Source organism: Acidovorax sp. JHL-3 (genome assembly GCF_000526295.1).
GTDB lineage: Bacteria > Pseudomonadota > Gammaproteobacteria > Burkholderiales > Burkholderiaceae_C > Acidovorax > Acidovorax defluvii.
Map to the genome: position 1 here is coordinate 2,647,303 of NZ_JAFU01000001.1, position 14,079 is coordinate 2,661,381.

Sequence of the window (14,079 nt, forward strand, 5' to 3'; positions counted from 1 at the left end):
ACTGCGCACGCGACGTGAATTGGAAGCGCCGAGCTAGCTCTAATCCGCATTTGGCTCATGTCGCGTAGCAACTAACTTGAGGTCGGTAAAGGCCTCAAATGTCGCTGCGCAGCTATTTTGTTGGCAGATTTGTCGCTGTGCAGCTATTGTGCTATGTTCAGTTGTTCATGCCGACAACCTGAGCCCTGTTTTTGCGCTCGCCTGTGAAGTGCCAGCATTGTCCTATTTGCGGCGGTTGCCGTCGATGTCAGCCGACGCGCGTACCTGCGCTGCCTGGCACCGTGCAGTCGTTGGGTCTGACAAAAAAGCGCTGGCCCAAATGTAGACACTGAAGGGACCGCCCCCGTAGGACGTTCACGCGATGGTTGTGGCAGCGCCAGTGACCGTTTCCCTACTGCCCGAACCCGCGAAAACTACCCGAAGCGGGCGCTGAAGGAGGGCACCAAGCCAACTGTCTCGAATCCTCAATTCGCTAAGCAACTTCCCTTGATGCCCAGGTCCACGTCCGGCGAACCCTACTTGACGTGGGCGTGCCTCATGCGTAGCTTACGTATCGTTCGGTTGGCAGCATTGGTACTGATGGCTTGCGGGTCGAGGGGCCAGCCCAACAGCCAGTAGTCAGCCTGTTGCTCAAGCCTTGGGTTGTGCATCGCCCACAGAAAGTCAATGTAGCAGTGTGTTCCGCCCTCCTTTTCGTCTGGCAGGCGTTCTAGTCGGCCGGGTACACATGGGCCAGTTATTGCGGCTTGCTTTAACCGGTAGCTCTGCGCACATATACACGCGCGACAGGAACATTCAAGTCGCCTCCCGCATGCTATCCACTCGCAAAGCATGAGTGTTGGCGCCGATTCAAAATTGAGCCACCGTGCCGATTGAATTTTGAGCCAGGGCTAATGGCCAACCTGTGAAGGTCGGCTGTGGATAAGTGTAGTGCCTTGGGTCGGTTTTGGTCTCCTTGGTGATCGAGCTCGGTGGTCGTCCGTTGAGGGCAAGCCGCGCAGGGCGAAGCCCGTAGCGGCTTGCCCTTGAACCGCTCAGAACGGCTCAGCCTTCTTGGCCTGTTCGCGTGCCTTGATGCGTTTCTTGGCCACGGCTGTGCTGTGCATGAACCTGTGGGACTCGTTGCCCGTCTCGACGATGTGGCAGTGGTGCGTGAGTCGATCCAGCAGTGCCGTGGTCATCTTGGCGTCGCCGAACACGCTGGACCATTCCTTGAAGTCCAGGTTGGTGGTGATCATCACGCTGGTCTGCTCGTAGAGCTTGCTCAGCAGGTGGAACAGCAAGGCGCCGCCTGCCTGGCTGAAGGGCAGGTAGCCCAGCTCATCAAGGATGACCAGGTCCATGCGCTGCAAGCTCGCTGCGATGCGGCCTGCCTTGCCTTGGGCCTTCTCCTGCTCCAGTGCGTTGACCAGATCCACCGTGGAGTAAAACCGCACGCGTGAGCCATGGCGCGTGATGCCCGCCACGCCGATGGCCGTGGCCAGATGCGTCTTGCCCGTGCCGGGGCCACCCACTAGCACCACGTTGTGCGCCTGCTCGGTGAACGCCATGCTGGCCAACTGCTCGATGAGCTTTTTGTCCACGGGCGAGCATTCGAAGTCGAAGCCCGCCAGGTCGCGGTGCACGGGGAACTTCGCCGTGTGCATCTGGTAGCTCACTGAGCGCATGGCCCTGTCCGTGACTTCCGCTTGCAGCAGGTGCTCCAGCAGCCAGCGCGAGCTCTCCAGCGTGGCGTGGCCGCGTTGCTTGACCAGGTCCTCCCAGGCCCCGGCCATGCCGTACAGGCGCAGCTCTTTGAACTCCTTGTCCAGCTCACGCATGATCGGCCTCCTGCATGTCGCTGCCAGCGCGCAGGCGGTCATAGCGCGCCGTGTCGGCCAGGGGTGTCTGGCTCACTTGCAGGTTGGTCGCAACCGTCTCGGGCAGGGGCTGCGCTTGCAGGCGGCCGAGCACGTTGATGACGTGCTCGGTGCTCACCCGCCCCGATGGCGGCGCACTCTCCAGGGCCAACTCCACCGCCACCAGCACGGCGTCCAGCCCTTGCTTGGGCACCTCGGCCAGTACCTGCGCCATCACCCTGTCGCCCCCCTCCTGGTGCAGCAAGCCTTTGCGCATGCGCTGCAATGGCTCGGGCAGGTCTGCAAAGGGCGCGCCGTTGCGCAGCGCGCCCGGCTTGCGCTCGATCAGCGGCACGTAATGCTGCCAGTCGTAGCGGGTCTGGTTGCGATCGCTCAGGCGCTCGTGCGTGGCCACCATAGCATCGCCGGCCACCACCACGATCTGCGCCGGGTACAGGTGTGTGCTGACCATTTGCCCCGCCCATTCGCAGGGCACCGAGTAGCGGTTGCGCGCCACCGTCACCAGGCAGGTGCTGCTCACCTTGGCCGGGTTCTCAACATAGCCATCAAAGGCCACCGGCATCGGCATCAGGTGGCTTTGCTCCAGCTCCAGCATCTCGGCGATGCTGAACGCTTTGTGCTGCGGGTGGCGCAGCTCTCGCCACAGAGCCCGGCAGCGCTCGCCCAGCCACGCATTGAGCTCGGTAAAGCTGCCAAAGCGCCGTTGCCCCGCCTCCACCCAGATGCGACGGCGGCTGTCTTGCACATCCTTCTCCACGCGCCCCTTCTCCCAGCCGCTGGCACGGTTGCAAAAATCAGGGTCGAACAGATAGTGCGCGCACATGGCTGCAAAGCGCGCATTGACCACGCGGCCTTTGCCCTTCTTGACTTTGTCGACCGCCGTCTTCATGTTGTCGTAGATGCCACGGCGTGCCACGCCACCCAGCGCTGCAAAGCTGCGGGTGTGCGCATCGAACAGCATCTCGTGGCCTTGGCTGGGGTAGGCCACCAGCCAGAAGGCCCCACTGGCACACAGCTTCATGTGCGAGACCTGCATGCGGTAGTACACCCCGCCCACCAGCAAGCCGTCTTCGCTCCAGTCGAACTGGAAGGCCTCGCCAAGCTCGAAGGTCAATGGCACGAAGGCCTTGCAGGCCGCCTGTTGGCCTTCACCTTGGCGCCACTTGCGGATGAAGTCCGTCACCCGCGTGTAGCCACCTTCGTAGCCCGCTGCCTTGATCTGCGTGAACAAGGCCTTGGCCGTGCGCCGCTCCTTCTTGGGCCGCTTGGCATCGGCCTTCAAGGCTTGCTTGAGCTCCGCCTCGTGCGCCGACTTTGAAGACGAATTGGGCGAAAGCGCCCCAATTGTCCTGCCAGGTGTAAGTACCGGAATGAATCTGGCCAAGTTCAAGGACAAGGCGCGCCAGTTCCTCAGGGCCCATGAGGACCATCTTTCCTTACAGCGGCTGCGCCGTAACCAACCTTTGACGCGTTCAGACCTTGAAGAGTTAGAGCGAATGCTGGTGCAGGCTGGCGGGTCGCCGGAGGTCATCCAGCAAGCCACCGAGCAAAGCCAAGGGCTGGGAATCTTCATCCGCTCGCTGGTAGGACTGGACCGAGAAACGGCCAAGCAATCGTTCAGCGAGTTCGTCGTTGGCACAACAGCCACGGCCAGCCAGCTGGAGTTCATTGACCTCATCGTGCAGCACCTGACAGAAAACGGTGTGATGGACGCGGCACGGCTATACGAGTCACCGTTTACAGACATCAGCCAGCAAGGTCCAGAGGCATTGTTTCGGCCCGCCAAGGTGACGGAGATGGTGCGGGTGCTTGAAGAGATACGTGAGCGGGCAGTCGCCTAACAGTGGCTAGCTGGTTCCGTCGGTTTGGATGACCGGTTACCAAAATTTTTGTCTTGGTTACCAAAATTCCGTTGGCCCGACACATCTGGTGTAGCGTCCTGCGCCAAATTCTGCGACTAGATACGATGTATATTATGTTAACTTACATTGCGCCAATCACGCGGATCTGGGCGGCAACCTGAATATGACCTCGCTTCCATCGAAGCATGTCCGGAGGCGATCCAACACAAAATAGCGAGCGGCAAAATTAGCCCGACGAACCTCGGAGTTGCTGTGGGTAGTTTTGGGCGCTGACCTACCAGCGTATCCTTGGTCAGGCCTATGCGACGATTTCGACCCCCGTTGTTGCAGTCCGAGTGAATCCATTGCAGCGACACAGAAGACGGGTGTGGCGCCCAAGCAGTGTGGACGTCACCCCTCACAGCCGCGTCCTCCATCGGGCCGGGGGCCCCACAGCACCGGCAGCATGCGCAATGCCATCAGGCCAAAGCTGCCCACCCAGCACATACCGGCCATGCCCAGCAGTGCCGTGGCGGCTTCGGGGGCAAAGGCAGCGCCCGCGCGCAGCATGGCCCCAGCACCGATCAACAGGGCGCCTTGCACCACCCAGGGGCGCTCGTCCGAGGGGTGGCCGCAGTGCGCACGCCCTGCAATGCTGATGACCACATAGATCGAAAGACCCAGTGCCCCCATGGTGAGCAGGTGGCGACCCGCGCTAGCGCCTGGCCCGCCCGCGAGCAAGGCTGTGCCGATGAGCGCGTAACCCAGCGCCATGCAGACGTACACGGCGTAGAGCATGAAAGGCCAGCGCCGCAGCAGCGGACGGCCCACATGCCAGTCGCCCATCAGGTTGCACAGCGCGGCAGCGGCGGCGCAGGCCAACCAGCCGCTGACGCGACCGCCCGGGTGCCAAAACTCGGCCAGCGTGAAAAGCACGATGCACAGAATGGCCAGGTTGCGTTTGGGAGGACGCGCCAGATAGGGAGCACCGCCCTCGCCCGCCTCATCGATGGACCGGTTAACGATACGCATGGAAATTCGGCTCATGGCCACGATGATCAGAACCATCACCAGTCCCAGCACGGCCAAAAGCCAGCGCATGGGGTACTGGCCGCGCAGCGCATCAACGTAAAAACCTGCTGCCAGCAGGAACAGCGCCGCCAATGCCCAGCCGAAGGCATGCTGGCGCCTTCCGGCCACGGTGCGCAACGCGGGCAACAGCAGTATCAGAAGGCCGCCAATCAACCCCAGGTGCGCCAGGGCGGCCAGGGCCAGAGCCGGCAACCCCGCAGCACCCGATAGCCAAACCCCCAGACGGCCCAGTAGCCAAAGAAGCACCAGAAGACGCCCGGTGCGAGGGCTGGCGCTTGCCGTGGCAGTGAATTCGGGCACAGCAGTGAGCACAAAGCCTGCCACCGCAGCCAGGCCAAACCCCAGCAGCAGTTCGTGTGCGTGCCACACCAGCGCGCCGCCCGCCACCCGGGGCGGCGGCAGACCCAGGGCCAACACAGCGCTCCACAAGGCCACCAACAGCACGGCCGAGCCCATGGTCAACACAAAAAAGGGGCGCATCGCGCACATCCACAGCGGGTGCTCCAGCGCCCACCAGTTCGGCGCCTGGATTAAAGGCGCCGTATTTGTCATCCGCATCGCATTCCTTTCTTTTCATCTTGCGCTGGCGCGGGCTGCAAGGCCTGCAGGCGATGGCCCTGTAGCGGCAACACGTTGACGGCCCAGCCGGGCGCCGTGGCGCAGGCGCCCTCGTCCTGCAGCACATCGAGCCCGAAGGCCGCGCGCACGGCGGGTACGCGCAGCAACTCGGCGGTGTCGTGGTAGACCATGGCGTCGGTGCGCGCCAGGGCCGGGGCTTGCGGGCTGTGCTGGTGCACGATGCAGCCCGGCCCGGCGGCCATGACGAGCACGGTGTCGGCCAGGCGCACGGCCTCCATGAGGTCGTGCGTGATCATCAGCACCGCTGTGCCCTTCTCGCGTTGGTGGCGCAGCAGCAGGCGGTGCAGCTGTGCCTTGAGGCCGATGTCGAGCGCGGCGAAGGGTTCGTCCATCAGCAGCAGATCGGGTTCGAGCACCAGCGCGCGCGCCAGCGCGGCGCGGCTTTGCATGCCGCCCGAGAGCTGGTGCGGATAGGCCACCATGGCCTCGGCATCGAGCCCCAGCATGGCACCCATGGCGTGGGCACGCTCACGTGCGGCGGCACGCGCCATGCCTTGCGCGCGCAGGCTCAGGGCGATGTTGTCGGCGGTGGTTTGCCAGGGCAGCAGGCGTGGTTGCTGGAACATCAGCGCGGGGGTCGCAAAGGAGTTCTCCAGTCGGCCCTCCTGCACATCGAGCAGGCCCGCGCACAGGTGCAGCAGCGTGGTCTTGCCACAGCCCGAGGGGCCGACCAGCGCCAGCACGCCGCCGGGCGAAAGCGCCAGGCCCACGCCGCCGAGCACCTCGGTCAGCGCGTAGCTGTGGCGCACGTCTTGCAGCAGCAAACTCATCGCGGTGCCTCCCGCCAGCGTTCGACTTCGCGCTTGAGCGGTTCCAAAAATCCGTATTCGACGACCAGCAGGCAGCCCACCACGGCGCTGATCCAGCCCAGGGTGGTGGCAGTGTCCAGTTGCGAGCGGCTGGCCGCCAGCGCGGCGCCCACGCCGTCGGTGCTGGCGAGCAGTTCGGCCATCACAGCGACCTTCCAGGCGCTGCCCAGCGCGGTGACCCAGGCCGGAAACAGGTACGACAGCACATGCGGCCCGTACACCTCGCGCAGCGCCATGCCCAGCGGCAGGCGGTAGGCGCGCGCCATGTCGCGCAGTTGCAAATCGAGCGTGCGCGTGCCCTGCAGCGCGCTGGCAAACACCACCGGAAAGCAGGCAATGAAAACGGTAAACACCGGCGTGCCGTCGCTCATGCCAAACCACAGCATGGCCAGCACCAACCAGGCAATGGGCGGCGTGCCCAGCAGCACGGTGACCAGCGGGCGCGCCAGCACCGAGGCGGTGACAGACAGCCCCGCCAGCAGCCCCAGCACGCTGCCCACACCCAGCGCCAGGGCCAGGCCCATGAGCGCGCGGCGTGCCGTAGCCCACAGCGCGGGCCAGGCAGCGCCCTGCTCCACCTGCGCCCACAGCGCGGCAAAAGCCGTGAGCGGGTCGGGCAGGATGAGCGGGTCGTACAACGCGGCCACGGCCTCCCAGGCTGTTAGCAACAGCAGCAGGCTGGCGGCAGCCCCCCAGCCACTCCATACATACGCGGGAAGACCCGCAAACACACGCCACAGCAAACGCAACATCACTGCCCTCCTCTCAGTGGTCGCTGCGCGCTGGCATGGTAGAACGCTTCACTTGGCAGCCTGCCCCCCAATAGCTGGGGGGTTGGGGTCATGAGCTGTCCGAAGAAAAACTCCAGTTCGGCGCGTGCGGCAGCGGCAGGCACGGCGTCCATCTGGCTCACGGCAATGGCGTCGGCCACGGCCTCGGGGGTGAGCAGGTCGATGTGGCGCGCCATCATGCGGCCGCATTCCAGGGCGTTGTCGCGGCACCAGGCAAGCGAGCGCGCATAGGCCTGCGCCACGGCATCCAGCACCTGCGGCTGTGAGCGCACCACACCCACAGCGGCAATACCCGCTTGTGGCACGCGCGGCGCGCGCCGCAGCAGGCGGCCCCATTCCTGCTGCAGGTCGGCCCCCCGGTGCAGATCCGGCGCAATCAACCCCACGGGGAAAGAGCGCGTCTTGCGCAGGGCCAGCGAGACGGCGGGCTCGGACAGCAGCGCGTGCGAGACGCGGCGCGTGATGAGCAGCTGCATGGCCTCCATGGGCGTGGGCACATAGCGGATGCGGAAGTCGCGCAGCGGGTCCAGCCCCTGTTTGGTGAGCAGCAATTGCAGCACGATGTCGGGCATGTCACCCCGAAAGGGCACAGCAATCTCTTCGCCCTTGAAATCTGCCAGCGTCTTGCGCTGAGCGTCGCGCGTGACGATCCACAGCGCGCCCCAGGTGGATATGTTGAGCAGCGTGACCCCTGCCCCACGGTTGAACAGGTTGGCCGCCACGTTGCTGGGCATGGCCAGCACATCGGCTTTGCCGCCCATGGCCATCATGCGCAGCTGGTCGGGGTCGCGCCAGGCGGTGAAAACCGTGCGCTGCGCTGCGTCCTTGAGGGCTCCCGTTTCGGCCATGTGGATCAGCGGCGCCGAAACGATGGCGGGCGGCCCGGCCAGCGTGATCTGCGGCAGAGCTGCGGCCACGCCCAGCGCGGGTGCGGCGGCCAGGGGTGCGGCCAGCAGTGCCAGCGCATGGCGGCGCGAGAGCGTGGTCTGTGGGTTCAGGAAGTCATCGTGCATGGTCGTACTCCAAGGCCGCTGCGGCCCATTGCCACTGGGGCACGGGCCGCAAGGGCCTATAAAAGGGTTTCCTCTGTTTTTCATGGCGCATGCATTTCCCGCGCACCATGCAACCGGCGCGGCCCGGGCCATTGGCCGCCGCGCAAGGGCCGCCCCGCCGCGCTGGCGGCGTTCCCCCTTCGCGCAGCGAAGCCAAGCAGAGAGGGGGAAAGGAGCGAAGCGGCACGGGGAAGGTCAGAATTTGTAGGTCAGCCCCGCCGTCAGGCTGCGCCCCAGACCCGGCAGGTAGCCTGGCTGGGCCGCCGTGGCCTGGTTGCGGATGGCGTAGCTGCTGGCATAACGGCGGTCGGTCACGTTGTCGGCCTGTAGGTACACGGCCCAGGGGCCGTCGCGCCATTCGACTTTCAGGCCCAGCAGCGCATACGACTCCTGTTGGGTGCCCGCTGTGTTGGCGTGGTCGGTGGGCGTGCTCACCGGCACCCAGCGCAGGTTGGGGCCAAATCGCCAGGCACCCAGGCGAACCATGAGTTCGGCATTGATCAGGTGGCGCGGCACGCCGGCGATCTGCTTGCCCGCGTACTCACCCGCGCGAAAGTGGAAGTCGCTGTAGGTCCAGCTTCCACGATAGTCCAGCGCCCCCACGCCCATGCGCTGGCTGCCCGAGAGGCCCAACTCCACGCCCTGGTGCAGCGTTCCGCCCCGGTAGTTGTAGGTGCCCACCTTGATGCCATTGGCGTCGGTGGTGGAGATGAGCTCGTCGGCCACCACGCTGCGGTACACCGCCGCGTTCCATTGCAGGGCCTGCGCGCCCTCGCCCAGGCGGCCCTGGCCGCCCAGTTCGAGCGTGGTGGCGCGCTGCGTTTTCAGGCGCACCAGCTCGGCGCTGGCAGCGGCCGGGTTATTGGGCGCGACGGTGGCGCCAAGGATTTCCCAGTAGGTGGGCGCCTCGTGGCTGCGGCTGAGGTTGGCCCACAGGCGCGTGGCAGGCGAAAGCTCCCAGTTCACGCCGATCTTGGGCGTGGCGAAGTTCCAGTCCTGGTCGAGCTGGGCCGCGCTGGTGCGGCTGGCGGCATCGCGCGTGAGCTGGCTCCACTGCAGGCTGCCCAGCACCGTCCAGCCCGGGGCTACGCGCCAGTCGGCCGCAGCCAGAGCCTGCAGGTTGCTGGCGTCCAGGTCGTAGGAGCCAAAGCGCTGCATCTGCTGGCCGTTGGCCGGGTTGGTGGCGTACAGGTCGCGCTCCATCTGGCTCTGCGCCCACGACAGCGCGGAGCGCCAGCCCAAGGCGCCAGCAGTGCCGTCGGGCCGGCCGCTGGCTTGCCACTGCGCGCCGGTGGTGCGGCTGTGCGTCACGGTGTGGTTGGTCTGGTTGTTGAACAGATCGTCGGTGTCCTGCCAATACACACCCACTTCATGGCGCAGCGCCTCGCTGCCCCAGGTGGAGCGGTTGGCCAGACGCAGCTGCGTGGCAGCGCGGCGCGGGTCGCGCTTGTAAACGTTGAGCAACTGGTCTTGCGGCGTTTTGCCGTCGCCCAGGACGCCGCGCGGGTCGGAGCCGATGCGGTCTTTGGGCACCACGCTGGGGATCTGGAAGGCCAGGTCGGTCCAGTTCAGGTAGGTGCGGTTTTCAAATCCGCCATCGCCCTGGAAACCCACATTGGCCTGTAAAGCGTCGCGCTGCGACGCGGAGTGATGCCGATAGCCGTCATAGCGGTCGCTGCTGACGGAAACACGGCCATCGAGCTGCTCGCCCACCACGCCCACAGCGCCCTGCAGGCCCTGGCGGCCAAAACTGCCGGTTTCGGCACGCACGCGGCCACGCTCGTCGGCACCGGTGAGCGAAACAAAATCCACCTCGCCGCCCAGCGTGGTGGCACCGGGGGTGATGGCATTGGCGCCACGCCGGGCGCTGACGTAAGCCGCGTTGCGCGGCTCGATCAGGCCAATGATGAAAGAGCCGTCGGCCTCGTTGAGCGGCAAGCCGTCTTGCAAGAGCAGCACGCCCCGGTTCACCGGGTTGCTTTGAATGCCCGAGCCACGGATACCCAGGCGCGGCTGGTCGGTTCCACCAAAAAAGTCCTGCAGCACGATGCCGGGCTGGTAATCGAGCGCATCGCGCAGGGTGGCCATGCGCGCCTCCTTCTGCGGCTCGGCCAGGTTGGTGCCGCCCGGCACCTGTTGCAGGCGCTTGCGCTCTTTTTCCACGCCGTTGCGCGCGGGCATGTCGGCGCCATAAGGGCTGGACTGCACTGTCACGGATGGCAGGCTGACCGCCTCCTGCGCCTGCGCCTGGGTAACCAGGGCCGCCACGAGCAGCACGCCCGCAGTGGTGCGCAAGGAGAAACACGAAAGGGGAGTCATAGGAGGCGTGGACATGTAAACGTTATTGGTAGTCATTCGCATTTGCAATATGATCCGCGAATTGAAAATTCACACCAATGACATTTATCAACAACTGCGACGCCGCCAGCGGCCCCGGTGCCTGGCTGAACGCTCACCCCTTGCTGCAGGGGCTGCCACCCTCTGTTTTGCAAAAGCTGGTCGAACAGGCAGAACTGCGCCACTACCGCAGCGGTGACATCGTGTTTCATGAAGGTGCCACCGCCCACCACTGGCTTCTGGTCGTGCAAGGCAGCGTGGAGCTGGTTCGGTTCAGCAGCAATGGACAGGAGCGCATATTCCACAGCTACCCCAGCGGCCAGAGCGTTGCCGAGGTGGCAATGTTCATGGGCCACGGGCGCTACCCCATGATGGCGCGCGCCGCAGGCGCCACCACCGTGTGGCGCATGGCGCGCCACGCACTGCGCGAAACTTGCCAGGCGCACCCAGCCCTGGCGCTCCGACTGCTGGAAGATTTCAGCCGGCGCCTATACCGCTATGTCAATGAAGTTGAATGGCTGACGACCAGCAGCGCGCCCCAGCGGCTGGCCGCTTATCTGTTGCAATTGCCCGCCGACAAGGGCAATCGTGTGGAACTGCCTTTTAGCCAGCGCCAACTGGCCGCCTACCTCGGCATCCGCGCCGAAACGCTGAGCCGTCTGCTTTCCGAGTGGCGCATGCGCTGCTGGATCCGTGGCGAAAAGCGCATCTGGGCGCTGATCGAGACCGCGTCGCTGCAAAACCTGGCCGGCGGGTGTGTCCGCAGTTTTTAGCAAGGCCGCTTGCCCGAAACGAGTTCGGTGCGGCGAGGTCCAAGGCCACGCTTGGGGGCCTTGAGCTTCTGCTATGCCAATAGCCGCTGCGGACTCAGAGCCGTTTCTGTCACGCCCTGCCGCTGAATGTGCTGTGGCACTGGAAGCCCCCGCACCAGCGCCGCGCATGCCTCGCCCATGGCCGCGCAGGTCTGGATGCCGTAGCCACCCTGCCCCGCCACCCAAAAGAACCCGGGGGCCTGCGCGTCCGGTCCACCCACCAATCCACCGTCTGCAACGAACGAGCGCAACCCCGCCCAGGTACGGGTGGGGCGCCGGATTTCCAGATTGGTCATTTCACCAATGCGAGCAATGCCCATGGCAATGTCGAGCTCTTCTGGCTGGATATCTTGCGGCTGAACAGGATCCGCGTTGGCTGGCGACCCCAGCAGCATCCCGGCGTCCGGCTTGAGGTACCAGTCTTCGCTGGCGCCAATGACCATGGGCCAGTGTTCTGTGTTGCAGCCTGGCGGCGCGGGAAACACAAATGCCGAACGACGACAAGGCACCAACCCGATTCGCTGGGCCCCCGCCAGTTGCCCAATGTCATCGGCCCAGGCGCCGGCTGCGTTGATCACGACGGGCGCAGTCCAGCTTTGCTCACCTGCCGTCACCACCCATGCGTTGTCCTGTCGCTGCATCGCGGTCACTTGCGCATTGCATTGCACCTTGCCGCCCGCGCGGCGAATGCCTTTCAGAAAACCTGAGTGGATAGCGTCCACGTCCATGTCGTAGGCATCGGGCTCGTAAACCGCCGCCACTACCTGGTTGGCACGCAAAATCGGAACCTTCGCGCACGCGTCCTCTCCGGTGATGAACTGTGCATGGGGGTCGAGCGCGCTGAGCATTTTCCAGTGCGCGTTGAGCGCATCCAACTGCCCGGCGGTGGCGACCATCATGGCGCCCCGTGGCTTGAGAAGCGGGTAATCAGTGAACCCGCTGGGCGGGTTCTGGAAAAAATCCAGGCTGGCGCGCGTGAGGCCGCGCACTTGCTCCGATCCGTAGCTGGCCATGTAAAGGGCAGCCGACCTTCCCGTGGAGTGGTAGCCCGGCTGGGATTCGCGCTCAAGGATGACCACCTTGCCATGCGGGGCGAGCCAATAGCCCACCGAAGCGCCGGCAATTCCGGCACCGATGATGAGGAAATCGGTCTGAATGGGGGTGGGGGTGGTGCTCATGGGGCGTTCAGAGTGGTTCGTGCGTCGCTTCCGCCCCGGTACTTTACCGGCCTTGCCACAGCAGCGGCCCGACCCGGTTTTGCAAAAAGCTTGCAGCAATCGGGCAGTGCGACCCCGGGCAGCCGCTACTCCAAATCAGAGGACACTGAAAAACTGGCCCTGCTGGCTTCCGAGCGCGCGATCTGGCGGGCAATGTTGTCGCACACCAGGTCGCACAACGCATACACGGATTCGTCTGCAAAACGGTAATACACGCTGGTGCCCCGCCCTTCCCGCGTCACAAGGCCGTTCTTGGTCATCAACGAAAGGTGGCGCGACACGTTGGCAGCCGTATAGCCACACATTTGCGCAAGATCACCCACGTTGCGCTCTCCTTCTCGCAGGATGTTGAGGATGCGCAGGCGCGTGGGCTCAGCCAGCACCTGAAAGTACCCGGCAACCTCTTCCAGCGCTTCTGGAGGCATGTTTTTCATTCGTCACTCCTGGGCCTGAAGGGCTGGAGATACCAGCGCTACCCAAGATCAGGCCAGTCGCTATCATACAATAATTGACTAATTAGCTATTTAGTTAAATAATGAACAAACTGCTATTGAACCCACTGATGGGTATGGAGAACCGGATGCTGATGCCTCGACTCGCCACTGCCGCATTGCTGACCTGCCTGTTGGTTGTGCAAACTGCGTGGGCTGTTGAAGCCACACCGCTCAAAACCCACGAAGTGCTGGCCAATGGCGCAACCCGGCAAGCCAGCGTGGATGGTGTAGTGGAGGCCGTGCGTGACACCACGCTGTCAGCCCAGGTGCAGGGCGCCATCGTTGCACTCCACGCGAAAGTGGGCGATACGGTCAAGGCCGGGCAGGAGCTGGTGCGTATTGATGCCCGGGCGGCTTCGCAAAGTGCCGCCGCCAGCGTGGCGCAGGTGGATGCAGCCCGCGCCAGCATGCAGGTGGCCAGCAAAGAGTTCGAGCGCCAAAAGCAGCTTTTTCAAAAACAATACATCAGCCAGGCGGCGCTTGACCGCGCCCAAGCGCAGTTGCAGGCCAGCCAGGCCCAGGTGCAGGCGTTGCAGGCGCAGGCAGGGGCCGCCACCACGCAGTCGGGCTTTTATGTGCTGAAAGCGCCCTACGCTGGTGTCATCAGCGAGGTTCCCGTGGCGCTGGGCGACATGGCGATGCCGGGGCGCCCACTGGTGCGGCTGTATGACCCCTCGGCCTTGCGCGTGACCGCCATGGTCCCGCAGATGGCGGCCACTGCACTGGTCGGCAGCCAGAACCTGCAAGCTGAAATACCCGGGCTGACAACGTCGAATATTGCTGTGCAGCCCAGCCAAATCCAGTTGCTACCCACGGTGGACGCCGCCACGCACACAGTGCAGTTGCGTGTCGCACTCGCCCCCGACCTCCAGGGCGCAACACCTGGCATGTTTGCCCGGCTGTGGTTGCCTGCAGCCACCCTCGCAGCGGGCGAGCTGCGGGTGCAGATTCCTGCCAGTGCGGTGGTGCGCCGTGCAGAAATGACGGGGGTCTATGTGCTGGATGCGCAAGGCCGGCCCCTGTTGCGCCAGGTGCGGCTGGGCCGTCGCAGCGGCGAACAGGTCGAGGTGCTGAGTGGCCTGCGTCCGGGTGACAAGGTAGCCACCGATCCGCAGGCAGCCGCCAAGGTGCGCTGA

At 64.7% G+C, this 14,079-nt stretch carries 12 protein-coding genes; 3 read left to right on the forward strand and 9 right to left on the reverse strand.

What is annotated here, in order from left to right; genetic code table 11:
• Positions 1-1,034: 1,034 nt before the first annotated feature.
• A complete protein-coding gene (gene istB, locus K226_RS0112415) occupies positions 1,035-1,820 on the reverse strand; it encodes an IS21-like element helper ATPase IstB (RefSeq protein WP_024813819.1) in 786 nt (261 codons plus the stop codon).
• Positions 1,813-3,273: an IS21 family transposase gene (gene istA / locus K226_RS0112420; protein WP_051463537.1), complete on the reverse strand. Its 1,461-nt coding sequence runs from the start codon at positions 3,271-3,273 to the stop codon at positions 1,813-1,815. The genes istB and istA overlap by 8 nt, the downstream gene beginning before the upstream one ends.
• Between istA and K226_RS19540 the strand changes: the two genes are divergently transcribed.
• Positions 3,230-3,700: a type I restriction-modification enzyme R subunit C-terminal domain-containing protein gene (locus tag K226_RS19540; RefSeq protein ID WP_024815120.1), complete on the forward strand. Its 471-nt coding sequence runs from the start codon at positions 3,230-3,232 to the stop codon at positions 3,698-3,700. The genes istA and K226_RS19540 overlap by 44 nt on opposite strands.
• A gap of 411 nt (positions 3,701-4,111) precedes the next feature.
• Here the strand turns inward: K226_RS19540 and K226_RS0112430 are convergent, their stop codons facing one another.
• From K226_RS0112430 to K226_RS0112450, 5 genes are all read right to left on the reverse strand, one after another.
• A complete protein-coding gene (locus K226_RS0112430) occupies positions 4,112-5,350 on the reverse strand; it encodes an NnrS family protein (protein WP_369795433.1) in 1,239 nt (412 codons plus the stop codon).
• A complete protein-coding gene (locus K226_RS0112435; RefSeq protein ID WP_024815122.1) occupies positions 5,341-6,201 on the reverse strand; it encodes an ABC transporter ATP-binding protein in 861 nt (286 codons plus the stop codon). The genes K226_RS0112430 and K226_RS0112435 overlap by 10 nt, the downstream gene beginning before the upstream one ends.
• Positions 6,198-6,992, reverse strand: a complete 795-nt coding sequence (locus tag K226_RS0112440; RefSeq protein WP_035241047.1) for an ABC transporter permease — start codon at positions 6,990-6,992, stop codon at positions 6,198-6,200. The genes K226_RS0112435 and K226_RS0112440 overlap by 4 nt, the downstream gene beginning before the upstream one ends.
• Complete coding sequence (locus tag K226_RS0112445) at positions 6,992-8,044, reverse strand: ABC transporter substrate-binding protein (RefSeq protein WP_238324223.1); 1,053 nt, start codon at positions 8,042-8,044, stop codon at positions 6,992-6,994. The genes K226_RS0112440 and K226_RS0112445 overlap by 1 nt, the downstream gene beginning before the upstream one ends.
• A 234-nt stretch (positions 8,045-8,278) precedes the next feature.
• Positions 8,279-10,417 carry a TonB-dependent receptor domain-containing protein gene (locus tag K226_RS0112450; RefSeq protein ID WP_024815125.1) on the reverse strand — a complete coding sequence of 713 codons (2,139 nt, stop codon included), beginning with the start codon at positions 10,415-10,417 and terminating at the stop codon, positions 8,279-8,281.
• A gap of 62 nt (positions 10,418-10,479) precedes the next feature.
• Here K226_RS0112450 and K226_RS0112455 point away from each other — a divergent pair, with 62 nt between their 5' ends.
• Positions 10,480-11,193, forward strand: coding sequence for a Crp/Fnr family transcriptional regulator (locus K226_RS0112455; protein WP_024815126.1), 714 nt, complete (start codon positions 10,480-10,482; stop codon positions 11,191-11,193).
• A 71-nt stretch (positions 11,194-11,264) separates the two neighbouring features.
• Here the strand turns inward: K226_RS0112455 and K226_RS0112460 are convergent, their stop codons facing one another.
• Positions 11,265-12,410 carry an FAD-binding oxidoreductase gene (locus tag K226_RS0112460; protein WP_024815127.1) on the reverse strand — a complete coding sequence of 382 codons (1,146 nt, stop codon included), beginning with the start codon at positions 12,408-12,410 and terminating at the stop codon, positions 11,265-11,267.
• A gap of 125 nt (positions 12,411-12,535) precedes the next feature.
• Complete coding sequence (locus K226_RS0112465) at positions 12,536-12,883, reverse strand: helix-turn-helix transcriptional regulator (RefSeq protein WP_024815128.1); 348 nt, start codon at positions 12,881-12,883, stop codon at positions 12,536-12,538.
• A gap of 146 nt (positions 12,884-13,029) precedes the next feature.
• Between K226_RS0112465 and K226_RS0112470 the strand changes: the two genes are divergently transcribed.
• Positions 13,030-14,079, forward strand: a complete 1,050-nt coding sequence (locus K226_RS0112470; protein WP_238324224.1) for an efflux RND transporter periplasmic adaptor subunit — start codon at positions 13,030-13,032, stop codon at positions 14,077-14,079.